Origin of the sequence: Gleimia coleocanis DSM 15436, assembly GCF_000159015.1 — a bacterium.
Taxonomy (GTDB): domain Bacteria; phylum Actinomycetota; class Actinomycetes; order Actinomycetales; family Actinomycetaceae; genus Gleimia; species Gleimia coleocanis.
Map to the genome: position 1 here is coordinate 119,315 of NZ_DS999540.1, position 23,633 is coordinate 142,947.

Below are 23,633 nucleotides of genomic sequence, written 5' to 3' on the forward strand. Positions count from 1 at the left end.
TTAAAGCGCCTTCCCTAACCGTGCTCGAACCTCATTTTCCAACTCGTTTAAAGTATCCTGAGCAGCAGTTAAATCTCCGCTTAATTCTGCAGAATCAGCGACCTGTGGGATACCCGCACGCAGTTTTGCAAGTTCACTCTCGTAAAACGTGCTGACTTGAGCGACTAAATCACTGTGCGCTTTCGCAGTCATTGCTTTGACCGCTTGGTCACCAAAAATAACCTCAAGCAGTTTTTGGGCTACCACTGAAGTAGTCCCCGCAACCCCAATTTCCGCTCCGGTGATACCGCCGGTGGAAGCGAAAATGACAATCATCAGCGCCACCCCCAGGAGGTTTACTCCGGCAGCCATTACTCGCGCCGTAGTGCGTCGCGAACCGCCCTCGGAACGAATTAATTCCAACAGATTATGCTGCCAACGCAAGGTAATTTCTTTAGCCCGCGCTTCTACTGCGTCAACATCTAAGTCAGGAATCTGCGCTTCTAACTCACGCATTTGCGGGTTACCCGCCCAAACTTTACGAACCCGTGACTCCGCCACTAACAATTCCGATGCCACAATAGTTTGCAAACTCGACTCTAAAGCAACTTCCAAAGAATTGAGCTCTGGTTTTTGGCCCGTAAAGAAGCTCTTCAAACGGAACTTAAAGAGTCCAATCCCCCGCTCAATAATCTGCGAAAGCTCCGACACTCCGACGATCTCTTGCCAGCGTGCCAAAACCTCACCCTTAAGCAAAGAACCATCCGCACTCAAAGTTGAAACCCGCTGCACCGCATGCCGCGCTTCAGTGTCCACGACAGAATGAGCATCGGCTACCAGCAGGAACTGGCGATCTAACGCAGTTTTCACATCCTGCGCATCTGCCACCAGCAATCGCCCAGTGCCCAATAAAGAGCGCATAGCAGTCGCAATCCGCACTTGTGAATCAGCTGCAAAAGAAAGCATCCACTCAGATAGTTTCGCAACCTTTTGTGGCGGAATAAAACCATTTTCCAAAGGCAGTTCGGGAATCGCAATAAGCGGCAGATTCTCTAAACCAGCTTCAGTTAGTAAACGCTGGAGGTCTTGCTGAATCTCAGCCAACGCAGCTTCAGGAGTCCGGTTCAAAACTACTGCGATAGTAATATTGCGGGATTTAGCTTCCTTCAGGATTTCCCACGGCAACGCATCTGCATAACGAGTTGCAGTAGTTACAAAAATCCACATGTCCGCGACATCCAGTAGCTGCCGTGAAAGCACCCGATTTTCCTCTGCAATAGAGTCAAAATCAGGGGCGTCAATTAACGCTAAGCCCGCAAGCAGGCTCGCATGCTCGCGAATCTCAATCTCTGAATGATTTCCCACGGTTACGGGGGTAGGAGGAGCACCGGCTTCCACGCGCACTTTTGCTAACTGAGGCAATACTGTGGTGCCTTTAAACCAGACGGCGTCAGCAGGTGCGTGAAGAAGCAACGGACGTCGTGTCGTAGGGCGGACAGCAGATGCTGATGCCACCTGGGTTTGTAGAAGCGAGTTCACAATCGTGGACTTACCCGAGCCAGTAGAACCAGCAAGCACACAAACTAACGGTGCGTTAAGATTCCGCAGGCGTGGGAGCATATGGTTATCAAGCTTATGAATTACGCGTTTGCGTTTCGCCTCAGCTTCTTGAAAGTCAGCTTGTGGGAAAATAAACGCCAAATCTTTAAGCGTTGTAGATAACCGTGAAAGTGAACTAATTTCAACCATTTTATTACTTAACTACAGTTGGGAGAAGGTCTGTTGCCGGTGGCATCCAAGTAGCAGCGTCGGCTTCTACCTGTTCGCCAGTGCGAATGTCTTTAACAGTGGAAACACCTTCTTCGTTGGTGAACCATACGAAAGGAATACCACGCTTATCAGCAAATTTAATTTGCTTACCAAACTTGGCAGAGTTTGGGCTAACTTCGGTTGGGATTCCGCGGGAGCGCAGAGCGTAAGCAATGTCGTCTGCTTCGCTACGGTGTTCTTCATCATTTACTGCTACCAGCACACAGCTTGGGACGCTGCGGGAAGCGTGTACCAGTTCTTGACCAAGGATGCGGGATACCAGTCGGGATACGCCGATAGAAAGACCGACACCTGGATAGGTGCGCTTTCCGTTAGTTGCTAATGAGTCATAGCGACCGCCGGAACAAATCGAACCTAAGTCTTCGTGTCCTTCTAAAACGGTTTCGTAAACTGAACCGGTGTAGTAATCCAGACCGCGGGCAATCTTTAGGTCAGCAACTACTCGTCCTGGCGCGCGCTTGGTGGCGGCGATAAGTAAAGCATCTAGTTCTTCCAGACCTGCGCGGAGGGTCTCATTATCAACTCCCAACGCAAGTACAGCGTCAGTTACACCGCTTTCAACGCGGATTGCTGCCATTTCTAAGAGCTTTTCGCCCTGCTCTGCGCTGATACCGTTTTCCAGCATTTCTGCCATAACGCCCTCAGCGCCGATTTTATCGAGTTTATCGATAGCGCGCAGTGCATCTTCGACTGATTCAATTCCGATACCTTCGCAGAAGCCCTGTACTACCTTACGGTTATTTACAAGTACGGTTACTGGCGGGATTGGCAGGCCGGAAAGGGCTTCAATCATAACCAGTGGCAGTTCTACTTCGTGGTGGAATGCCAATGCGCCGTCACCAACGATGTCAATATCCGCTTGCATGAATTCGCGGAAGCGGCCGTCCTGTGGCCTCTCTCCACGCCAGACTTTCTGAATCTGGTAGCGTCGGAATGGAAATGCGAGGGAACCAGCATTTTCAATGACGAAACGAGCAAAAGGTACGGTCAGGTCGAAGTGCAATCCCAGAGGGCGTTCCTTCTTAGATGAGCGTTCTTCCTTTAGTTCTTGCAAACGGTTGAGGATATAGACTTCTTTGGAGGTTTCGCCTTTTCGTTGCAGTTCGTCCAGGGTTTCTACAGAGCGGGTTTCTAATGATGCGAAACCATGCAGTTCGAAGGTTTTGCGCAGGTGATCAAGGATTGCATTTTCGATGATGCGGCCTTCTGGCAACCATTCTGGGAATCCAGATAGTGAGGTTTTAGCAAACATTAGTTTCTTTCTTTTCCGCTTTGTATTCTCTAGGTTTTCTTTAAGTTTAGTAGTTTTCGGGGGCTTACCCTAAACGCTTTGCGCGAATAACGTAGGCGTTGTTTTCCTGTTCAAATCCCCATTGGGTGGCGTAGCCATGACCGGGGAGGAAGATTGTCTTTGGATCTACGGCGTTAGCTAGGGTGCGCAAGGAGTGGCGCATTTGGGTTTCGTCACCGCCTGGCAGATCTGTGCGTCCTACTGACTGCATGAAGACGACGTCACCGGAAAGAGCCATGGGCTGGGCGTTGTCTTTGCGTAGGTCCCACCAAGGTGTTTCCACGTTAGTGTCGTGCGCGACTCCCGCAGGAATTTCGAAGAGGAAGAGTGCAGATCCTTCGGTGTGTCCTGGCGCTGGAACCATTACCATTGGGAGACCTGGAATTAGTTCGGTTACTCCGCTTGGAAAGGCTTTAATATCGGCTGGTTTTACCCAGTTTGAGCCGATTGGTAGGTTCATGGGGATTTGTTCCAGGGGGTTTTCCAGACGGTATATATCTGGTTGTGGAATCCATACGGACACGTTGAATGTTGCAGCTTCCCAAACGTGGTCGAAATGCCCGTGAGTGAGGAGTACCGCCCCAGCGATAAGTTCATGCTGAGCTAGGTAGGTTTCGATTTGTTTGGCAGTACCTACGCCGGGGTCTACGATAAGCGCTTGAGTGCTGTTGTCAGGGGCGATTACGTAGGCATTTTCACCGAATACTTCTGCATTTATTACGTGGATTCTCATACTTACCAGTTTAACTGCCGAGGGCGGTTTTTACGATGTCACAGTGGGGGTAGTAAAGATTCTGTTTTTCATTGCTTATTTATGTGGGTTTTCGTAGAAAAACCGCGTAATATAAGTTCTGTAGGTCTTCTACAGAGAGTGCTTCAGCATTCTCTTTTAATATCGCATCATTGTCGAACGGTCAGGTTTTATAACCCAACCCCGTCCCCGTTAGGAATATCGTGAGCAATCCAACTGACGAAAATGTAAAGAACGAGAGCACCGAAGCTACCGCTCTGAAGCCAAATAAAGTTGTTCAAGTAGTTACCTCCACTGAAGAAGAAGCAGCCAAGTTCGGTCGCGTTGACGAATCCGGTAACGTTTGGGTTCGTGAAGCTACCGGTGAACGTCAGGTAGGTTCTTACCCTGATGGATTGCCACAGAACCCACTGGGCATGTACGTGCGTCGCTTCCTCGACTTGGAAGCTAATGTAAATCTTTTTGAAACTCGTCTTCACACTCTGTCTGTAAAAGATATTGAGTCTACTCTAGCGAGCCTAACTGCTTCTGTAGTTGAGCCTGCTGCTGTTGGTGACTTAGATGGTCTGCGTGAACGTCTGCAGAAGCTGACTGCTCAAGCTGAGGAGCGTAAGGAAGCTGCAAAGGCTGAACGCAAGGCTGCGAAGGAAGCTGCGCTGGCACAGCGTTCCGAACTGGTTGAGGCTGCTGAGAAGCTAGCAGCTCAGGATCCAGAAAAAACTCAGTGGAAGCAGTCCAGCGAAAAGATGCGTCAGCTGCTAGACCAGTGGAAGGAACTTCAGCGTCGTGGTCCACGTTTGGATCGTTCTGCTGAAGATTCCCTGTGGAAGCGTTTCTCTACTGCTCGCACCACTTTGGATCGTCACCGTCGTCAGTACTTCTCTGCTTTGGATGCTCGTCAGTCTGAGGCTCGTCGTGCTAAGGAAGCTTTGATTGTTCGTGCTGAAGAACTGCAGTCTTCTACTGACTGGGGCGCTACTGCGGCAGCTTACCGTGGTTTACTAGATGAGTGGAAGCAAGCTGGTCGCGCAACTCATAAGGAAGATGACGCGCTGTGGGCACGTTTCCGCGCTGCTCAGCAGGTTTTCTTTGACGCGCGTCGTCAAAACACCGAGGCTGTAGAGTCTGAACTACGTGGCAACTTAGAAGCTAAGGAAGCTCTTTTGGCTGAGGCTGAGGCTCTTCTTCCAGTTTCTGATTTGACTGCTGCTCAGGAAGCTCTGCGTTCTATTCAGGATCGTTGGGAAGAAATCGGTCGCGTTCCTCGTGCTGACGTAGCTCGTATTGAGGGTGGTATTCGCGCGGTTGAATCTGCCGTACATGAAGCTGAGGAAGCTGAATGGCGTCGTTCTAACCCAGAAACTAAGGCTCGTGCAACTGGCATGCTGGGCCAGCTCGAAGACGGCATTGCAGATTTGGAAGCTAAGATTGCGGCTGAATCTGATTCTAAGAAACTAGCTGCCCTGCAGGATGCTTTGGCTACCAAGCGCCAGTGGTTTGAACAGATTTCTAGCTCTATCGACTGATAGCTAGTTTTCTAGTGGGGTGGGCTTGGGCTCACCCCACTTTCATTTATCCACAGGCAGAATTTTTACCGCCATTTTTAAGCCACAATAGAGTTATGACTTTCATTCGGTTCGTAGTGGTAAAACTTGGTGAGGTTACTGAAGTCTCCCCTGCCGCAGCTGGCTTATTTCGCGGATTAGACACCAATCCCCATATGCGATTAATCGGTGAGTTGCTTTGCCCAGCAGAATTCACTTTCGATGCAGTATCGCGGGCACGCTTGTTAGAGCCTTTTTTAGAACCCGGACATGCTTTCAGTCATCACACTGCCGCTTGGATTCACTGGGAGCAAGGATGTCCTTTCCCAATCTGCCAAACGTCCTCGATTAGACACCGAAAGACCGATAAGTCTTGGCATTTTTATACTCGTGAGATGATTTCTAAACTCTGCCCTGACTTACCTGTGCCAGTTATTTCAAAAGCACAAACTCAGCTTGATTTAGACAAGCTGAGTTAGCACTACCTGTGACGGTTGCCGGTATTGCCTTGGATACGGCTAGCTTCAAATACACCATCCACCTTACGTAAACCGGTTAGGGTTGCGTTCAGGTGTGCTACATCTGCCATTTCGACAGTGAATCGCACGGTCGCGATCCGGTCTGCAGAGGTTGCCATGTTGCCAGACAGAATATTTACCTGGTAGTCGGATAAAACTGAAGTAAGGTCTCCCAGCAAGCGTGAACGGTCAAGTGCGCGAATTTCGATTTGCACCAGGAAGTTAGCTTGTGAGTCAGCGTCCCACTCAACTGCGAGGAAACGTTCAGGATGGTTTTCTTGCAGTGATTTTGCATTTGCGCAAGCGGGAGAGTGCACGGAGACGCCTTGCCCGCGGGTAATGAAACCGACGATTTCATCAGGTGGTACCGGAGTGCAGCACTTGGCAACTTTCACCCAAATATCATTCGCGGACATTCCTTGGACAATAACACCGCTGTCCCCTGACCCACTGGTTTTCCGAGGGCGGCCGGGAGTGACTGCTTCAGAGAGGGTTTCTTCAGCTCCTTGATCGCCACCTAAAAGGTCAATAAGTTTAGTTACTACAGTTTGTGCGGAAACCTGGTTATCGCCAACAGCTGCGTAGAGTGAGCTTACATCCTTATAGCCTAAGCTATTGCCAATAGATACTAAAGCATCGTGGCTGAGTAAGCGTTGCAGAGGTAAATGTTGTTTACGCATTGCGCGCGCAATGGCTTCTTTTCCTGCTTCAACGTTTTCTTCACGGCGTTCTTTAGAGAACCAGCCTTTGATTTTTGAGCGCGCGCGGGTTGAAGCTACGAAGGAAAGCCAGTCTTGGCTTGGCCCAGCCTTTTCTGACTTAGATGTCAAGACTTCAACGATATCGCCGCTTTCTAGCTTCGTTTCTAGGCTGACGAGTTTACCATTAACCTTAGAGCCAACTGTCTTATGACCGACTTCAGTATGCACTGCATAGGCAAAGTCCACCGGGGTTGATCCAACCGGTAGCACCTGAATCGCACCCTTTGGAGTGAAAACGTAAACTTCATCCCCTGCAATCTCATATCGCAAAGAGTCTAAGAATTCTTCAGGATCTCCGGTTTCACGTTCCATCTGTACCAGACCGCGTACCCAGTTCATTTGTTCCTGCGTAGACATGCGGTCAGGGTCAGCACCTGTAGCATTCGGATTTTGCTTGTAACGCCAGTGCGCCGCCACACCGTATTCGGCACGCTCATGCATTTCAAATGTGCGTACCTGAATTTCGACTGGGCGCCCACCTGGTCCCATCACAGTCGTATGCAGTGACTGGTAAAGGTTAAACTTTGGCGTTGAAATATAGTCTTTAAAGCGGGCAGAGATAGGCTTCCAGCGACCGTGAATAGCGCCCATCACCGCGTAACAGTCACGTACGGAATCTACCAGTACGCGCACGCCTACCAGGTCATAAATATCGTCAAAGGCTTTACCACGGACAATCATCTTTTGATAGATGGAATAGTGGTTCTTAGGGCGCCCGGTAACTTTGCCGCGAATCTCATTCGTACGTAAGTCGTCTTCGATATTAAGAATTACTTTCCGTAAGAAATCTTCACGTTGAGGCGCGCGTTCGCCCACAAGCCGGTCAATCTCCGCATAGATTTCTGGGTAAAGGGTTGAGAAAGAAAGCTCCTCAAGTTCCCACTTAATGGTGTTCATACCCAGACGATGGGCCAATGGAGCATAAATTTCGAGGGTTTCACGTGCCTTCTTCTTTGCAGAATCTGCGGGTACGTACTTCCACGTACGGGCGTTATGTAAGCGGTCGCCTAACTTAATCAGCAGAGTACGGATATCCTTAGACATCGCCACAATCATTTTGCGCAGAGTCTCAGACTGCGCTGCGGAACCGTACTTAACCTTATCGAGCTTCGTGACACCGTCAACTAGTAAAGCAATATTGTCGCCGTAATCAGCTGCTAATTGTTCCAGAGTGTAATCGGTATCCTCCACCGTGTCATGTAGTAGAGCTGCCACCAGTGTAGGTGGAGTCATGCCGATTTCTGCCAAGATAGTAGCGACTGCAACCGGGTGGGTAATATAAGGCTCTCCCGACTTACGCATCTGGCCCACATGATAGTGCTTCGCAGTATTATAGGCGCGTTCAATTACGTCAACATCAGCTTTAGGATGGTGCGCTAAAACGGCGCGTACCAGCGGCTCAATTTCCGGCGCAGTGGAACGCTTACGGGATCCAAACCACATGAGGCGAGAACGCACGCGGGAACCACTTACAGGGTTATTCGATGAGGTATCAGCTGTGTTGGACGTCATAAAGTAATTCTAGCACTGTGCTTACAAATCCGACGTATACATACAGACACCGCCCTCGGAAAAACAAAAGTGCCCCGAGGACCAAGCCCCGGGGCACTCTAAACCAACTTTAGGAAACGTAAGCCGCTCAGAAAGTTACGCCGCTTTCTACCAGCAGACCTGGCAGACGGTCGCGACCATTCAGGCCAGCCAGCTCCAGCAAAACAGTAACGCCAGCTACTTCAGCGCCAAGCGCACGCACCAGCTCAACAGCTGCCGCGGCGGTACCGCCGGTAGCTAAAACGTCATCGATGATCAGCACACGCTGACCCTCATGAATCGCCTCTGGACGGACTTCCATACGAGCAGTACCGTATTCCAGCTCGTAATCCACACCAATCACAGGACCAGGAAGCTTCCCAGCCTTACGAATGGTAATCATACCCAAACCCAGCTTAACAGCCAGTGGGGCAGCCAAAATGAAACCACGAGATTCCAAACCAGCCACGGCATCAATCTTACCGCGGTAATGTTCAGCTAACTCATCAATCAGCTTGCCAAAAGCCTCACCATTAGCAAGCAGAGGGGTGATGTCACGGAACAGAACACCTGGTTCTGGGAAATCCGGAATCTCACGTAAGTTATCCAGAATTACCTGGCCGATACGAGCATTAAGTTCGTTGCTCATTTCTTCTTCCTCTTCTTGCTCTTAGGCTGTGCTGCCTGTCCCAGGTGACGTCCTGGAGAAACGATTTCAGGTTCTTTAGATTCGGACTCTACGGTGACTTCCATAGCTTCCTGAGTTGGAACTACAACTTCATCAGACCCACGCAAAGCATGAACCTTCTGAGTGTGACCACCAATGCGCTTACGCTTATTCTCAATAATAACCAAGGTAGAAGGCGCAATAAATACCGAGGACAACGTACCGGCAATCATACCGACAAACAAAGCCAGGGAAATATCAATCAACGTACCCGCACCCAGCAAGATTGCCCCCAAGAAGAGGATGGAACCAACTGGAAGCAACGCCACGATGGAAGTGTTAATAGAACGCACCAGCGTCTGGTTAACAGCCAAGTTCACCATTTCAGCGAAAGTGAATTCCGTCTGAGCAGTAATCTTGCCGGTTAGTTCACGCACACGGTCGAAAACCACCACGGTGTCGTACAGGGAGTACGCCAAAATCGTAAGGAAACCAATCACAGTTGCTGGGGAAACTTCTGCCTGTACCAAGGCAAAGAAGCCAGCCGTCAGGAACATATCGTGCGTCAACGCGAAAAGCGCTGCCACTGACATTGGCCAGGAACGGAAGTAGATTGCCATGAGAGAGCCTACTAGAAGCAGGAAGATAACCAAAGACTGCAAAGCCTTTTGGGTAACTCCAGCACCCCAGGAAGGACCAATCTTAGTTGCGTCTACTTCATTAGCTTCAACGTTATACGCCTTTGCTAAATCTGCACGAATGGAGTTGATTTCTTCCACAGATACTTCCGGACCCTGAATACGCAGGCCAGAGGTACCCAGCTGCGTAATCTTTGTGCCGGTATTCAGGTTGTGGCTCTTCAAAACTGCTTCAGCAGGTGCCTGTGCAGTATCTTTCAAAGAGGAAAGAGTGAACTGAGAACCACCAATGAATTCAATGGATGGGTTCATTCCGCGAATACCGATAGCAGCTACTGCAATCAGAATCAGGGATAGACCGACAAGCAGCCACTTCTTACGAGCTTCGATAATTCCGTAAGATTTCTTTCCGGAATACAGGGCATTACCCCATTCAGCAAAACTCATCATTTTGCAGCCTCCTCTTTAGTTGCTTCAGCCAGTTCAGCTTCTGCTTCGCGACGCTGCTGTGCCAGAGACTTACGACCAACTTCTGCCGCGGTTACCGTCGCAGACTTCCCCTTACGTTCTGAAGCGGTCCGAATACGACCGCGTCCAGCATAAGCTGCTACGTCATGGGCACCCAGGTGTTCTGGATCCAAGCCAGAGAGCTTATGACCGCCACCAAAGAACTTGGTACGAACCAGCAGTTCCATGATTGGGTGGGTGAACCAGAGGATTACGATCAAGTCGACAATCGTGGTTAGTCCCAAAGTGAATGCGAAGCCCTGCACGCCACCAACTGCCAAGAAGTACAGTACGGCAGCTGCCAGCAGATTCACCATGTCAGAAACGATAATGGTACGGCGGGCACGTACCCAGCCGTCATTGACAGCGGAGTCCAGGTTAACCCCAGAGCGCACTTCGTCGCGGACACGTTCGAAGTAAACAATGAATGAGTCCGCGGTAATACCGACGGAAATAATCAGACCAGCAACACCCGCCAGGGACAGACGGTAACCCATCAGCCAAGATAGCAAGGCAATCGAAAGGTAAGTAAATACCGCTGCCATTACCAGAGACCCGCCGGCAAGTAGAGCCAGGCCACGATACTGGAATAACAGGTAGAGCATAACTAGTGCCAGACCAATGATGCCTGCCCACAGACCTTTCTCAAGGTGATCAGAACCCAGCGTTGCAGAAATATGCTCTTCGGTTTCAACGGTGAAGTTGAGTGGCAGGGAACCGAACTGCAACTGATTAGCCAAAGCACGAGCAGATTCAACGGTGAAGTTACCAGAGATAGACGCCTGTCCACCAGCAATTACAGAGTTCATAGAAGGAGCAGTAACAACATTGCCATCCAAAACAGAAGCAAAACGGTTACGGACTGGATCTACACCACGGAACCCGAACAGACGTTCAGAAACTGCCTTAAACTTTTCTGCACCAGCAGAGTTGAACTGCAAACCAACTTCCCACTGACCGGTTGGCTGACCAGAAGAGTTAGTCCCCATCTGCGCAACTGCAGCTTTCAAGTCAGTGCCCTCGACATCTACTGGACCCAGCAGGTACTTTTCATGCCCGTCGATATTACATGCAACCAGTGGCTTTGCAGGATCGTCAGTTGAACCATGCGCCAATGATTCTGGCTTAGTACAGTCAGTAACCAGGTAATCGTAGAGAGCCTTTTCAGTTACCCAAGCTAGATCAGAGTTGTTCTCAGGAGTCTTAGCTGATTCTTCAGAGAGCTTGCCGTCTTTATCGACGTCAGCTGCTTCCATAGCCTGTTCTTCAACAGTCTTTGCGGGGGCAGCTTCTTCGCCTTCCTTCTTTTCTGCAGGTGCCTGTGCAGCCAACGGAACTGGTGCGCCTGCCTGCAAGAGAGGACGGAAACGCATAACTGCAGAGGAACGAACCAGGTTCAGCGTTTCTTCAGAAGGCTGACCAGGAAGTGCTACCACAATATTGCGACCGCCCTGAGAAGTAATTTCAGCTTCAGCAACGCCGGAAGCGTCCACACGCTGACGGATAATGTCGATTGCCTGTGACAAATCATTTTCGGTAATCTCAACGTTTTCTTCACCTTCACGTGGGGTTGGGGTGAGAATCAGCTGAGTACCACCCTGCAGGTCCAGGGCCAGTTCTGGAACTGGGGTTGTAAGGTTACGAACGGTACCGACTGTCAGCGCAATTACTGCGGCGACAATCAGTACGGTTAGCATCACCAGTGGTTTTACTGGGTTGCTCTTTTTGTTAGCCACTTTATTTCCTTGGTGTTGGTTTTAGCGGTCGGGTCTTGCCGCTTTTCAGTCGTTAAACTTAACTGGAGATTCTGGTTCAGAAGGTTCTTCAATGCTTGCTTCTGCAGGTTCTTCTGCGAAAGGTGGTTCCGTTACTTCTGCAATCGCAGTGCGGTTCCACAGAGTTTCAGTACCATCGGTGGTCTGTAGAACAACTACATCACCATCAACGTCCGCTACGATGCCATAGAAGCCACCCAAGGTACGCACCCATGCACCCGGCTTTAGCTGCTCAGATAAACGCTGCTGCATTTCTGCCTGACGCTTCCGGGCGCGAGTACCGGTGAACATCATGAATACCAGCATCGCAATCAAGAAAAGTGGCAGTACTAAGAAATCCATTAATGCTTTCCTTCTGTCATTATCTAGTAGGTCAAAAAACTTTTTTCACCAGGGTGAATTCTATGCTTTTTCGGGCTTTTTTGCACCCTTTTGTGAGTTTTAAAGCGTTTTAGAACATTCCGTTATCAGGTGGAATAAGCCCCAAATGTTCCCAAGCTTTCCGTGTTGCTGCCCGCCCTCGGGTAGTTCTGATAACAAACCCTTCACGTACTAAGTATGGTTCTGCCACAGTTTCGACGGTTTCTGGTTCCTCACCGACGGTTATGGCCAATGTTGTTAGCCCCACCGGTCCGCCGTTAAAACGGGTACACAGAGTTTCTAGGACTGCCCTGTCTAAACGGTCTAAGCCCTCAGGATCAACTTCAAAAAGGGTTAAAGCTGCTTGGGCTGCAGCTCGGTCCACTACCCCATTTCCATGTACCTGCGCAAAATCAACTACGCGACGTAGTAAACGGTTTGCAATACGCGGTGTTCCCCGAGAGCGACCAGCAATCTCGGCAGCTGCTTCAACATCAATCTCAGTTTCCAGCAAGCGTGCAGATCGTTCGACAACTTTTTGTAGTTCTGCAGCATCGTAGTATTCCAAATGTGCGGTGAACCCAAAACGGTCACGCAGTGGTGCTGGCAGTAGTCCAGAACGGGTAGTTGCCCCGACAACAGTAAACGGTGGCAGAGTCAGAGGGATGGAGGTTGCCCCCGGTCCTTTGCCGACAATCACGTCCACTCTAAAGTCTTCCATGGCCAGATAAAGCATTTCTTCCGCGGTACGCGCCAAACGGTGAATTTCGTCGATAAAGAGGACGTCGCCTTCTTGTAAGGAAGAAAGAATAGCTGCTAAATCGCCAGCATGTTGGATGGCGGGACCGGAAGTTAAGCGCAAGGATGCGCCGAGCTCGGCAGCAATAATCATCGAAAGAGTGGTTTTACCCAATCCTGGTGGTCCTGCTAAAAGCACGTGATCGGGGCTTACCCCACGATTTTGAGCTGCGGTGAGAACCAGTTCCAGCTGTTCGCAGACTTTTGGTTGGCCGATGAAGTCGGTCAGTTTCCGAGGGCGCAGAGCCGCTTCAACGGCACGCTCTGATTCACTAGCAGAAGCGTTTACGATGCTGTTGTTATCCACGGTTAGTTCCCAACTGAATCAGGGCAGCGCGTAACATTTCGGAGGTATTCATGTCACTACCTTGGAATGGTTCTACTGCAGCCTGCGCGCTAACTTCACTGTAGCCAAGTGAGACTAGACCGGCAATGACTTCAGTTTCGGCAACAGAAACGGTAGTACCAAGTTTTACGTTTCCAGTTGGCGTTCCTAGTTTGTCGCCGATTTCAATAAGCATACGCTGTGCTGATTTCTTACCGATACCTGGAATACGCTGCAAGGTTTTTTCGTCGGAAGAGATTACTGCCTGACGTAGTTCATCTGGAGTCAGTGCTTCTAATGCTTGCAGTGCCGTGCGTGGTCCAATCTTAGAAACCGTCTGCAGGACATTAAAAGTATCGCGTTCATCCTCAGTTAAGAAGCCATAGAGAGTGAGGGAATCTTCGCGGACAATCAAACTTGTATAGAGACCGACTAGTTCTCCGTGACGCACTTGGTTGGCAGTTCCAACTGTGACTTGAATGCTTAACCCAAAGCCCCCGTTTACTAGCACCAGGTGTCCGGGTTTAATGGCTTGTACTTCCCCTTGGAAGAATGAAATCATAGTTGCTCCACTGCTTTAACGCATTTTAAGGCTATTTTAGAATACTTTTATCTATTCTACCTGCCGCGATTGGCACGCGGATCGACCGCACCCTTGCGTCGCGATTCTGCGAGTGCTTGTGCCCATTGCTCCTGGGCGGGAGTCAGTTTCTTACGGGCCTCTACACCACCGGAAAGCGACACATTAACTGCCCCGTCAGCGGTAGCTCCCTGTAACCCAGTACCACGCCAGGCATGACAGATTGCAATAGCTAAAGCATCGGCTGCGTCAGCGGGTTTCGGAGCCTTCGCTAATCCGAGTACGCGAGCTACCATTGCCTGCACTTGGCTTTTATTAGCAACACCATTTCCGGTAACTGCAGCTTTAACTTCAGAAGGTGTGTGGATTGCTAGTGGAAGACCTGCACGGGCTGCGCAGACCATTGCTGCACCCATTACCTGCATAGTGGTTGTCACTGACTGCAGGTTTTCTTGTGCGAAAACTCGTTCAATTGCAACCACTTCCGGCTGAAACTGCGCAATTACACGATCAATCGCATCTGCAATAGTTTTCAGCCGGAAGTGGGTGGCAATTTTTTGATCTGAGCGAGCTACTTCAACATGCACCAAAGTGGTCCGACGCATTGCGTCTACATCAACTACCCCGATACCACATCGGGTGATGCCTGGGTCAATGCCAAGTACGCGCACAGATTCTAAGTGTTATCAGTCTTCAGCCTGGAACTCAGCCATAACTGAGTCAGGAGCGGTGAAGTTAGTGTAGATGTTCTGTACGTCGTCAGAATCTTCCAAAGCATCAATCAGCTTCAGAACCTTCTTAACGCCTTCCAGGTCCAGTTCAACCTTGGTCGCTGGCACGAAGGATGCTTCCGCGGAGTCATATTCAATGCCGGCTTCAACCAGGGCAGTACGTACCTTCACCAGGTCAGTTGCTTCGGAAATAACTTCGAACTTTTCACCTTCGTCGGTTACTTCTTCTGCCCCTGCGTCCAGCACGGTCATGAAGATGGTGTCTTCATCTACGCCGTCTGCCTTTGGTACTTCAATTACGCCCTTACGGGTGAAGAGGTAGGCAACGGAACCTGGGTCTGCCAGAGAACCGTTATTACGGGTGAAAGCAACACGCACGTCAGAAGCTGCACGGTTGCGGTTATCAGTCAAACATTCAACCAGGAATGCTACGCCGTTTGGACCGTAGCCTTCGTACATGATGGTTTCCCAGTCAGCGCCACCGGCTTCTGCACCGGAGCCACGCTTAACTGCGCGGTCAATGTTGTCGCCTGGAACTGAGTTCTTACGCGCTTTCTGAATCGCATCGTACAGAGTTGGGTTACCTGCTGGATCCCCACCACCGGTGCGGGCAGCAACTTCAATGTTTTTTACCAAGCGGGCAAACAGCTTTCCGCGCTTAGCGTCAATAGCGGCTTTCTTATGTTTAGTAGTGGCCCATTTAGAGTGACCTGACATAGGAAGTTCCTCCTTGATGCGAAATAGACTGCGGTTTTACAGCCTTTATTCATTGTACTCGTTGATTTTAACGCAGGTTTCGTCCCAACCGTTACTGTAAATCTCTGGAATTAGGTTTTTTAGTTCGGGCGGAAAGATTAATCCAGTTTCACCAAGCTGCTGAAGTTCGTGTATGGGAATCCATTGAGCAGCATCGATTAGCTGGTTTTCAGTGCGCGTCCACCCTGAATTATCAGTGTTAAAACGGGGTGTGTACACCAGGTAGATGTATTCAATTTGGCGGCGCACGCGGTCAGTGAATTCGAATTTGCCGATTCTTTCGATTACGGGTCCAATGAGTTGTGTTTCACTGATTTCCCAACCGGTTTCTTCCCGCATTTCTCTGACTGCGGCTTGCTGAGCGGTTTCTCCGGGGTCTATTCCTCCGCCGACGGTGAACCACCAGTGGTAGTTAGGGTTGAGTCGGTCGTGTCCATTCATGAGGAAGGTGTGCCCGTCTTCGGAGATGATGATTACGCGGGCAGCGTGGCGGGTGGGGATGCCATCGGGGGCGATTTCCCATTCGTTTTCAGTCCAGAGTGTTTGTTTCATTGGCGGTGTTCTTCAGCATAGTCGCTGGTTTCCCAGGTGTTTTTGGTTTTACCTGCTTGTAGGTAGCGCACCAGTTGGTTGTAGTGTTTGCGGAGCGCGTGTTTTTTAAACCCAGGAGCGGCGTTTTCATGCAGACTACGTAGTAGTTTTGCACGCGTTTCGTAGTTTTCAGCGGGTATTTGGCTTTGCAGGGCTGCGAGTTTATAGATTTCTTCGATTTGGTTGGTTACGGTTGCCCAATCGAATTTTTGGGATCCTAGTTGCCCGGCTTTTGCCAGTTCGTCGCGTTCTTTTTTATTTTCGAGGGCGGCGCATAAGGTGTCTGCTAAATCCTGTGGGTTACCGGTGTGGAAGAGTTTTCCATATTTTCCATCGTCTAAGACTAGGCGGAAGGCTTCAATATCAGAAGCAACTACGAGGGTTCCAGCTGCCATTGCTTCGACTAGGACAATCCCGAAGGACTCTCCCCCTGTTTGGGGGGCAATGTAGGCGGTTGAACCGGCAAAGAGAGCAGCTTTTTCTTCATCGCTAACTCCGCCTAAGAGTTCAATATTTTCTGGGTAGCGAATTTGCAGTTCTTTGGCTTCTGGAGCTTCACCCCGACCAGCGATTAGGAAACGTGCTTGGGGATAACGCGCTAACACTAGGGGGATGGCTTTGAGAAGAACTGGCAGGCCTTTACGAGCTTCATCTAGTCTGCCGAGGAAACTAAAAACTGGTCGTTGTGGGGTTTGTTCCCACTCCACTTTCGCTTGAGCTTCCCGATAGCTACTGGTAAATACGCCGTTGGGGATGATGACGGCGTCTTCTCCAAGATGTTCAATGAGGGTGCGACGAGCTTCATTTGAAACTGCGATTCGTCCTTTGCACGCGCGAATCCAGCGGCGTACTAACGGGCTGACGGTCTGCATTGCCAGTGAGCGAACTGTGGCAGTATGGTGGGTTGCCACGATCGGAACAGAGGCTTTTAAGAGGGTAAAGAGGGAAATGGAAGGCGCCAGTGGTTCGTGCACATGCACTACCTCAAACTTCCCATTATTCAACCATTCTTGGGTAATTTGCCAAGACTTTCGCGTAAGGCTAAGAGGTGCTACAGAGCCGTTATAGCGAATCTTATAACCACTTCCAGTAAGCGTCACTCCCCGATAGTTAGCGCTCTCACCAGGTGCTAAAACACTTACTTCATGCCCTCGCCTGCGTAGTTCTTGAGCTAGGTCCAGGATATGCACCTGCACCCCACCAGGAGCATCAAAAGAATAAGGACATACAATCCCGATTTTCATTCTTCCTCCCGGCGCAGTTTCTCTTTGAGCCTCGCTCTTTCTAAACGTTCTAAATCCAAATCAGCTAAAAAGATTGGTTGCATCATATGCCAATCTAACAAATACTTCTCTAACATTGGCTCAAGGTTAACCACCCAGCGTTGAGTCGTATTAGCAATATCCGTATCTACTGTGACCGTACGTAAATGAATCTTAATGCCACTACGCTTAATCCCCCGCCAAGTATAAACATGCTGGCTCAAATGACCGACGAAAAGTGGACGCCCCGTCTGAATCGCTAATGCAGCCGGACCAGCTGCTACTAACGCCGTTTCCCCTGCTAAAGTCACGGGAACTCCCCGACCAGTAATATCACGGTCAGCTAAAAGCGGCACCAAAAGAGGTTTACGCTGTAAAGTTGCCTGCTCCACATAGGATTTTAAATCCTTAAAAACTCCTTTTTTAGCAGGCAAAATCTGTATTCCCAGTTGTGCTCGAGTCGTTTGAAAATAAGAAAATAGTGCAGGTGGCTTCACCTGTTCAGCAACCGTTAATACCGGTGCTAAAAACTTTGCACACCATGCGCCCGCTAAATCCCAATTGCCTGAATGAGTTAAAGCTAAAACCACTGGCCCATCCGCAATCGCAGTTTCTAACTCGGCAAGGTTTTCTACCTCGACTGCAACTTTTAACTGCTGTGGCGAATACTTATGCAAAGTAGGCAGCTGTGCAAACATCTGAAAGTAGCGGGCAACGCCCTCGGGAATAATCTCTTGCCCTAAATCCGCCGAAAAACGCTGATAATTCGCCCGCAGCTGCCGGTTAGAAGAGTTATCGCGCTTCCCTACCCGCCTACCAGCCAACGCTGCCACCAGCTCAGACACACTCTGAGGAACCAGCTGTAGAAAGCGAAACGCCGGCAAAATAAACTTATCTACCGACACTACTTAACCTTCGCGTTAAAGCCCTGATAAGCCGACCACAAACGGTATAAAACCGTCACTGAAGAAGCAAACGCCACCCATAAGAATGCCACGCACGCTACCCAAAGTGGCGCCCCAAAACCGACCAAACCACAGCCCAACAAAACAATCAGCAAACGATCAGTACGCTCGGCAATACCACCCTGCGCGCGCACTCCAAAAGCCTCTGCCTTTGCCCGCACGTAAGGTACCGTAGCTCCCGCAACCAAAGTGATGATTCCACTAATAACCAGCGCCTGCTTCATCCACGAATCAGGTAAAAACACAAAGCTATAAAGCAACGATCCAAAAACCGCGCCATCCCCAAGCCGATCCAAAGAAGAATCTAAAAACGCCCCAAAATCAGACGACTTACCCGTCACCCGCGCCAAAATACCATCTAAAGAATCCGCAAAAAGGACAAACGCTAATACCAGAGCGCCAATTCCCCAATGTCCAGTAGCAAGAAACAGGACACTCACCAAAATAGTCGCAACCGTACCCACTACAGTAATCAGGTTCGGAGTAACCCCCAACTTCGCCAGTAACTTAGCCAAAGGTGTAAAAAAGGTACGCGGAATATTCCGCCCGTGTTCACCCAACATTTATTTCCAAGCCTCAGCTAACAGCGCCCGCGCCTCTCCCAATAACTGCGGAACAGCTTTAGTACGCGCAATAATCGGTAGGAAATTTGCATCCCCCGCCCAGCGGGGCACCACATGCTGATGCAAATGCGCAGCAATACCCGCCCCGGCGACGTCACCTTGATTCATACCCAAATTAAACCCATGAGGTTTAGCAACTTCACGAATCACACGCATAGCTTTAGCCGTTAATTCACCAATCTCAATGCGTTCACTATCAGTTAAATCAGTGTAGTCAGAAACATGACGATAGGGGCACACCAGTAAGTGACCAGAGTTATAGGGAAAAAGATTCATAATCACGAAAGCAGTGTCCCCACGGTAAACAATCAAACTAGTCTCATCATCACGCTGCGGTCCCAGGCAGAATGGACAGTCCTGTGATTCCTTCGTTGCAGGCTTCGCTTCCCCACCGATATAGGTCATCCGATGAGGTGTCCACAAACGTTGAAAACTGTCTGGAACACCTGCAAAAAAGTCAGCGTCTTCGCATGGAGTTTGAGAATTCTGGTTCATAGTAGATTCCTTTCCACTGCGTCCAGTCTATCCCGCATATCCAGCCAAGACGCTGACTTCTTTAATCTTTCGTCCTTAAAAAGTGACTAACTCAGTCGTTACGACGTTCTCGAATCACAGTAAGGATTCGTTCTACTGCCTCAGCAACTGGAACCTGATTATCCTGGCTGCCATCACGGAGACGGAAGGATACTGCATTTGCATCCACGTCATCGCCACCGGCAATCAGCGTGAAAGGAACCTTATCTTTGGAAGCGTTACGAATCTTCTTACCAAAGCGGTCATCAGAACGGTCGATTTCTACTCGCACACCTTCAGCGCGCAACTGCTTAGCGATTTCTTCTAAGTAGTCTTCAAACTTTTCAGCCACAGGAATACAACGTACCTGCACTGGCGCTAACCAAGCTGGGAAAGCACCCGCATAGTGTTCGGTAAGAACGGCGAAGAAACGTTCAATAGAGCCAAATAGTGCGCGGTGAATCATCACTGGGCGCTGGCGAGTGCCGTCAGGTGCAGTGTATTCCAACTCGAAGCGTTCTGGCAGGTTGAAGTCCAACTGAATCGTAGACATCTGCCAGGTACGACCGATTGCATCCTTTGCCTGGACGGAAATCTTTGGCCCGTAGAATGCTGCGCCGCCTGGATCTGGAACCAGCTGCAGGCCGGAAGCCTCAGCAACTTCTGCTAGAGTACGGGTGGCTTCTTCCCAGGTAGCGTCGTCACCAACAAACTTTTCTTCATTCTTAGTGGACAGTTCCAGGTAGAAGTCATTCAGACCATAGTCTTTGAGCAGATCCAGAACGAAGGTTAACAGGCTGGTAAGCTCATCCTTCATCTGCTCGCGAGTACAGTAAATGTGGGCATCGTCCTGAGTAAAGCCACGACCACGAGCCAAACCGTGGACCACGCCAGACTTTTCATAGCGGTAGACGGTACCGAATTCAAAAAGACGCAGTGGTAGTTCACGGTAAGAACGTCCACGAGAGGCGAAAATCAGGTTGTGCATTGGGCAGTTCATTGGCTTCAGGTAGTAGTCCTGACCTGCCTTAGTGATTTCACCAGTCTCTGGGTTACGTTCTTCGTCAATGGAAAGCGCAGGATACATACCGTCCTTGTACCAGGACAGGTGACCGGACTTTTCAAAGAGCGCACCCTTAGTGATGTGTGGACTGTAAACGAAGTCATAACCAGCCTGGACGTGGCGCTTACGTGAGTACTCTTCCATCTCCATGCGGATAATACCGCCCTTAGGATGGAAACAAGCCAAGCCGGAACCAATTTCATCAGGGAATGAGAATAAATCTAGTTCGGTGCCCAACTTACGGTGGTCACGCTTTTCTGCTTCAGACAAGCGGTGCAGGTAAGCAGCTAGTTCTTCCTTAGTTGGCCAAGCCGTGCCGTAGATACGCTGCAGCTGCGCGTTCTTTTGGTTGCCCAACCAGTAAGCTGCAGAGGTTTTCATCAGTGCAAAGCCGTTACCAATCAGCTTAGTGTTAGGAATGTGTGGGCCACGGCAAAGATCAGACCAAGCTACTTCACCGTTACGACGGACATTGTCATAAATGGTTAGTTCGCCGCCACCAACTTCAACTGCAGCGCCTTCACCCAGGTCAGAGCCCTTAGCGCCAATCAGGTGCAGTTTGTGTGGCTGGTCTGCCAACTCTGCGCGTGCTTCTTCTTCAGTTACGACACGTCGTACAAAGGACTGACCTTCTTTAACGATACGCTTCATAACCTTTTCAATCTCCTTTAGGTCTTCAGGAGTGAAAGGTTCTACGTTACCGAAATCGTAGTAGAAGCCATCGGTAACTGGTGGGCCAATACCCAAATCTACCTGTGGGTTTAGTTGCTGAACTGCCTGTGCCATTACGTGGGTGCAGGAGTGACGTAGGATTGCTAAACCAGCGTCTGAGTTGATGTTAATACCCTTGATTTCAGCATCAGCTGGGATTTCTGCAGAAAGGTCTGTTTCTACTCCATCCACGTACATTGCGATGATTTCTTTTTCTGAAGCGTAGTAGTCCAAACCGGTGAGGCCAGCAGCAATCTGCTTTTCCTCTCCGTCAATCACTACCTGAATATCAGCCACAAGAGCTCCTTGAGTAAATTGATGAAGTGAAACAATAATCAGACATTATTTTACCCGCTTTCCGCTGGGTTAGTCACGCTGGCAGTGCCAACCACATCACTTCGAGGAATACTGAAAGAAGCTCAGCGATTGCTGAGCTTCTTTCAGTATGTTTTTATTAACCGAGGTGAGTACCGGATTCGAACCGGTGTAAACGGTTTTGCAGACCGGTGCCTAACCTCTCGGCCAACCCACCGCGATTCCCACGCGTCGGTTGGAATCAGAGCGGATGACGGGACTCGAACCCGCGACCCTCACCTTGGCAAGGTGATGCTCTACCAACTGAGCCACATCCGCATTTGTTACCGAACCTTTGTTCCTGCAACAAGAAATACATTACAGGGTTTTTAACACAGATGCAAAATCGACACTACGAAAACCATATATTTTCCATTTTTCGCCGATATTTCAGGGGTTTAACCAGATAAGTTAAACTAAAAACAAAGCATTTAACCCAGAAAGGAAATGCAATGTTAAACGAATCACAGACCGAAGATTTTCACGCAGAAGACGAAGAAGTAAACCTGCTTCCTCTGGACGATGACTCTGTTGAGTGGATTGAAATCGTTCTCGACACGGCCGCAGACTTAGAAATCGAACTCTCCGCTGAGTCTATTTCTGCTTTCTTCAACGAAGCTAAGGAAAACTGGTACGCAAAAGAAGAAGACGAACGTGAAGATCCAACTGGCTACATGGTCACCGCTGGCGTATTAGCAGGCCAACTCATCGTTGAAGAACACGACGGCGACTGGGTACTGGTTGAACTTCCCGAAGGTAACCAGCTGGGTGTAGTAGACCCAGTAAGTGAAGTAGTTTTGGTTCCACTCGATACGGTTGCTGAAATCTGGTTCGACGAAATCGATTTGGATATCAACACTTTCATCGACGAATGTCTATCTGACACCCCTGACTACGACAACCCTACCGCTTCCGGCGAAGAAGGTTCTTGCGGTTGCAACTGTGGTTGCTGATTTTCATTTATATTAGTTTGCCGGCTCATTTTCTATGGGCCGGCAAACTAATATAAAGCCTGTTTTACCAGATAAAGCATTTATAAAATCAGACTCTCCCAAGGTTTATTCACTAACTGCATTGTTCTGGCACTGACCGCTACCTGCCGTTGGTAAACACGCCCACTGCTTCTATAAATCTTGCGCGGGAGGGTTTTTTGAAAAAATGCTCCCGCAGCTAACCAAAAACACTGTTTTTCAACAGCGGCGGGAGGAAAAATCTAAAAATGCTCCCGCCGGCATATTGGAATGTTGCGGGAAGAAGTTAGTGCCTAATAACTCAAGTTTCTCCTTAATCAACGAAAAGCGATCATTGCTCAGGAATGCAAAATGTCTTAAACCGAGAAAACGAGGGTTAAGTTGCGAAAAGTGTGTCTAAAAATCAGACTTCCCGTTGAGATAGCAGTAGAAAATCCTGATTGGTTAGGTTTTTAAAGCTAAGTGGTAGTAGGGTTGTTGGTTTTTCCCAGAATCTGCCTCGTGTCCTCTTGCCCAGACCTTCTGTCTTCCTGCCCCGGCCAGGGAATAGCGCCGGCAAGCAGGGTGTCTTGTGCATTCTTAGACAATTTTCAAAATAATGCCCATGGATGCGTCAGTTTTCCCGGTGTAACGCCCGGTTTATGGACAATTTTTAGAAAAATGTCCATAAACCGGATTTCCACTGCCCCAAAGTTCAAGAGGGCTTCAAAGATTCCAATACCCGTTTAATGATTCCCATGGCATTTTACGATTCCAATCGGCGTTGACTAGCGCAAAAACTACTCAGCTACCAACCCTAAAGAGGAAGAAAAATAACCATTAAACCACCGCACCACGCCGGTTATAGGCACACTTTTGACACTTAGCCCGAAAACGATGCGGGTAACTGAATGGAAGCAATAAAAAAACTCGGTTTCACACCGAGTTACTCATAAACGCGTGGGCGATACTGGGTTCGAACCAGTGACCTCTTCCGTGTCAAGGAAGCGCGCTACCACTGCGCCAATCGCCCGAGCGGATGACGGGACTCGAACCCGCGACCCTCACCTTGGCAAGGTGATGCTCTACCAACTGAGCCACATCCGCGTTGCGCTCTTAACGAACGCAAGAACTATATTACGCAGATTTTCCACCGAATGCAAAATCGGCACAAAACCTCATTTTCCCCACCAAACACTCAGAAAACTAACCCATCCCAACGCCAATACTAAAAGTTATCCACCTCACAACCCAGCTTCA

At 49.5% G+C, this 23,633-nt stretch carries 21 protein-coding genes and 4 tRNA genes; 3 read left to right on the top strand and 22 right to left on the bottom strand.

The window, feature by feature from the left end; all coding sequences use genetic code 11:
* The 3 genes from HMPREF0044_RS00795 to HMPREF0044_RS00805 all read right to left on the bottom strand — a co-directional run bounded on the left by HMPREF0044_RS00795 (position 1) and on the right by HMPREF0044_RS00805 (position 3,833).
* Positions 1-1,728 (bottom strand): dynamin family protein, encoded by a 1,728-nt coding sequence (locus HMPREF0044_RS00795; protein WP_006546190.1) that lies wholly within the window; start codon positions 1,726-1,728, stop codon positions 1-3.
* 4 nt (positions 1,729-1,732) lie between these two features.
* Positions 1,733-3,061 (bottom strand): histidine--tRNA ligase, encoded by a 1,329-nt coding sequence (gene hisS, locus HMPREF0044_RS00800; RefSeq protein ID WP_006546191.1) that lies wholly within the window; start codon positions 3,059-3,061, stop codon positions 1,733-1,735.
* A 64-nt stretch (positions 3,062-3,125) separates the two neighbouring features.
* Positions 3,126-3,833 (bottom strand): MBL fold metallo-hydrolase, encoded by a 708-nt coding sequence (locus HMPREF0044_RS00805; protein WP_006546192.1) that lies wholly within the window; start codon positions 3,831-3,833, stop codon positions 3,126-3,128.
* Between the two features lie 218 nt (positions 3,834-4,051).
* Here HMPREF0044_RS00805 and HMPREF0044_RS00810 point away from each other — a divergent pair, with 218 nt between their 5' ends.
* Both HMPREF0044_RS00810 and HMPREF0044_RS00815 read left to right on the top strand, forming a co-directional pair.
* On the top strand, positions 4,052-5,377 hold the full coding sequence (locus HMPREF0044_RS00810; protein WP_141553790.1) for a DUF349 domain-containing protein: 1,326 nt from the start codon (positions 4,052-4,054) through the stop codon (positions 5,375-5,377).
* A gap of 95 nt (positions 5,378-5,472) precedes the next feature.
* A complete protein-coding gene (locus HMPREF0044_RS00815; RefSeq protein ID WP_006546194.1) occupies positions 5,473-5,874 on the top strand; it encodes a hypothetical protein in 402 nt (133 codons plus the stop codon).
* A 2-nt stretch (positions 5,875-5,876) separates the two neighbouring features.
* Here HMPREF0044_RS00815 and HMPREF0044_RS00820 read toward each other — a convergent pair whose 3' ends face one another.
* From HMPREF0044_RS00820 to HMPREF0044_RS00900, 17 genes are all read right to left on the bottom strand, one after another.
* Positions 5,877-8,186 carry a RelA/SpoT family protein gene (locus tag HMPREF0044_RS00820; protein ID WP_006546195.1) on the bottom strand — a complete coding sequence of 770 codons (2,310 nt, stop codon included), beginning with the start codon at positions 8,184-8,186 and terminating at the stop codon, positions 5,877-5,879.
* A 127-nt stretch (positions 8,187-8,313) separates the two neighbouring features.
* Positions 8,314-8,853 carry an adenine phosphoribosyltransferase gene (locus HMPREF0044_RS00825; protein ID WP_006546196.1) on the bottom strand — a complete coding sequence of 180 codons (540 nt, stop codon included), beginning with the start codon at positions 8,851-8,853 and terminating at the stop codon, positions 8,314-8,316.
* Positions 8,850-9,959: a protein translocase subunit SecF gene (gene secF, locus HMPREF0044_RS00830; protein WP_006546197.1), complete on the bottom strand. Its 1,110-nt coding sequence runs from the start codon at positions 9,957-9,959 to the stop codon at positions 8,850-8,852. Before secF ends, HMPREF0044_RS00825 begins: the two co-directional genes overlap by 4 nt.
* Positions 9,956-11,752 (bottom strand): protein translocase subunit SecD, encoded by a 1,797-nt coding sequence (secD, locus tag HMPREF0044_RS00835; RefSeq protein ID WP_006546198.1) that lies wholly within the window; start codon positions 11,750-11,752, stop codon positions 9,956-9,958. Before secD ends, secF begins: the two co-directional genes overlap by 4 nt.
* Before the next feature lie 45 nt (positions 11,753-11,797).
* The gene (yajC, locus tag HMPREF0044_RS00840) at positions 11,798-12,133 is read right to left on the bottom strand and encodes a preprotein translocase subunit YajC (protein ID WP_006546199.1); all 336 of its coding nucleotides are present in this window, start codon (positions 12,131-12,133) and stop codon (positions 11,798-11,800) included.
* 109 nt (positions 12,134-12,242) lie between these two features.
* Entirely contained in the window at positions 12,243-13,256 is a 1,014-nt protein-coding gene (gene ruvB / locus HMPREF0044_RS00845) for a Holliday junction branch migration DNA helicase RuvB (RefSeq protein WP_006546200.1), read from the bottom strand.
* Positions 13,249-13,836 (bottom strand): Holliday junction branch migration protein RuvA, encoded by a 588-nt coding sequence (gene ruvA / locus HMPREF0044_RS00850; protein WP_006546201.1) that lies wholly within the window; start codon positions 13,834-13,836, stop codon positions 13,249-13,251. Before ruvA ends, ruvB begins: the two co-directional genes overlap by 8 nt.
* Positions 13,837-13,892: 56 nt before the next feature.
* Positions 13,893-14,525, bottom strand: a complete 633-nt coding sequence (gene ruvC, locus HMPREF0044_RS00855; protein ID WP_006546202.1) for a crossover junction endodeoxyribonuclease RuvC — start codon at positions 14,523-14,525, stop codon at positions 13,893-13,895.
* A gap of 15 nt (positions 14,526-14,540) precedes the next feature.
* Positions 14,541-15,302 (bottom strand): YebC/PmpR family DNA-binding transcriptional regulator, encoded by a 762-nt coding sequence (locus HMPREF0044_RS00860; RefSeq protein ID WP_006546203.1) that lies wholly within the window; start codon positions 15,300-15,302, stop codon positions 14,541-14,543.
* A gap of 45 nt (positions 15,303-15,347) precedes the next feature.
* Positions 15,348-15,893 carry an NUDIX hydrolase gene (locus HMPREF0044_RS00865; RefSeq protein ID WP_006546204.1) on the bottom strand — a complete coding sequence of 182 codons (546 nt, stop codon included), beginning with the start codon at positions 15,891-15,893 and terminating at the stop codon, positions 15,348-15,350.
* The gene (locus tag HMPREF0044_RS00870; RefSeq protein WP_006546205.1) at positions 15,890-17,176 is read right to left on the bottom strand and encodes a glycosyltransferase family 4 protein; all 1,287 of its coding nucleotides are present in this window, start codon (positions 17,174-17,176) and stop codon (positions 15,890-15,892) included. The genes HMPREF0044_RS00865 and HMPREF0044_RS00870 overlap by 4 nt, the downstream gene beginning before the upstream one ends.
* A complete protein-coding gene (locus tag HMPREF0044_RS00875; protein ID WP_006546206.1) occupies positions 17,173-18,099 on the bottom strand; it encodes a phosphatidylinositol mannoside acyltransferase in 927 nt (308 codons plus the stop codon). The genes HMPREF0044_RS00870 and HMPREF0044_RS00875 overlap by 4 nt, the downstream gene beginning before the upstream one ends.
* Positions 18,099-18,722, bottom strand: coding sequence for a phosphatidylinositol phosphate synthase (pgsA, locus tag HMPREF0044_RS00880; RefSeq protein WP_006546207.1), 624 nt, complete (start codon positions 18,720-18,722; stop codon positions 18,099-18,101). Before pgsA ends, HMPREF0044_RS00875 begins: the two co-directional genes overlap by 1 nt.
* Entirely contained in the window at positions 18,723-19,277 is a 555-nt protein-coding gene (locus tag HMPREF0044_RS00885) for an HIT family protein (RefSeq protein ID WP_006546208.1), read from the bottom strand.
* Between the two features lie 91 nt (positions 19,278-19,368).
* Positions 19,369-21,366 carry a threonine--tRNA ligase gene (gene thrS / locus HMPREF0044_RS00890; RefSeq protein WP_006546209.1) on the bottom strand — a complete coding sequence of 666 codons (1,998 nt, stop codon included), beginning with the start codon at positions 21,364-21,366 and terminating at the stop codon, positions 19,369-19,371.
* Between the two features lie 164 nt (positions 21,367-21,530).
* A tRNA-Cys gene (locus HMPREF0044_RS00895) sits at positions 21,531-21,601 on the bottom strand.
* Between the two features lie 28 nt (positions 21,602-21,629).
* Positions 21,630-21,702: transfer RNA gene (locus tag HMPREF0044_RS00900), tRNA-Gly, on the bottom strand.
* A 173-nt stretch (positions 21,703-21,875) separates the two neighbouring features.
* Here HMPREF0044_RS00900 and HMPREF0044_RS00905 point away from each other — a divergent pair.
* Positions 21,876-22,376: a hypothetical protein gene (locus tag HMPREF0044_RS00905; protein ID WP_006546210.1), complete on the top strand. Its 501-nt coding sequence runs from the start codon at positions 21,876-21,878 to the stop codon at positions 22,374-22,376.
* Positions 22,377-23,334: 958 nt separating this feature from the next.
* On the opposite strand, the gene HMPREF0044_RS00910 is transcribed toward HMPREF0044_RS00905, so the two are convergent.
* Both HMPREF0044_RS00910 and HMPREF0044_RS00915 read right to left on the bottom strand, forming a co-directional pair.
* Positions 23,335-23,406: transfer RNA gene (locus HMPREF0044_RS00910), tRNA-Val, on the bottom strand.
* 1 nt (position 23,407) lies between these two features.
* A tRNA-Gly gene (locus HMPREF0044_RS00915) sits at positions 23,408-23,480 on the bottom strand.
* Positions 23,481-23,633 lie beyond the last annotated feature (153 nt).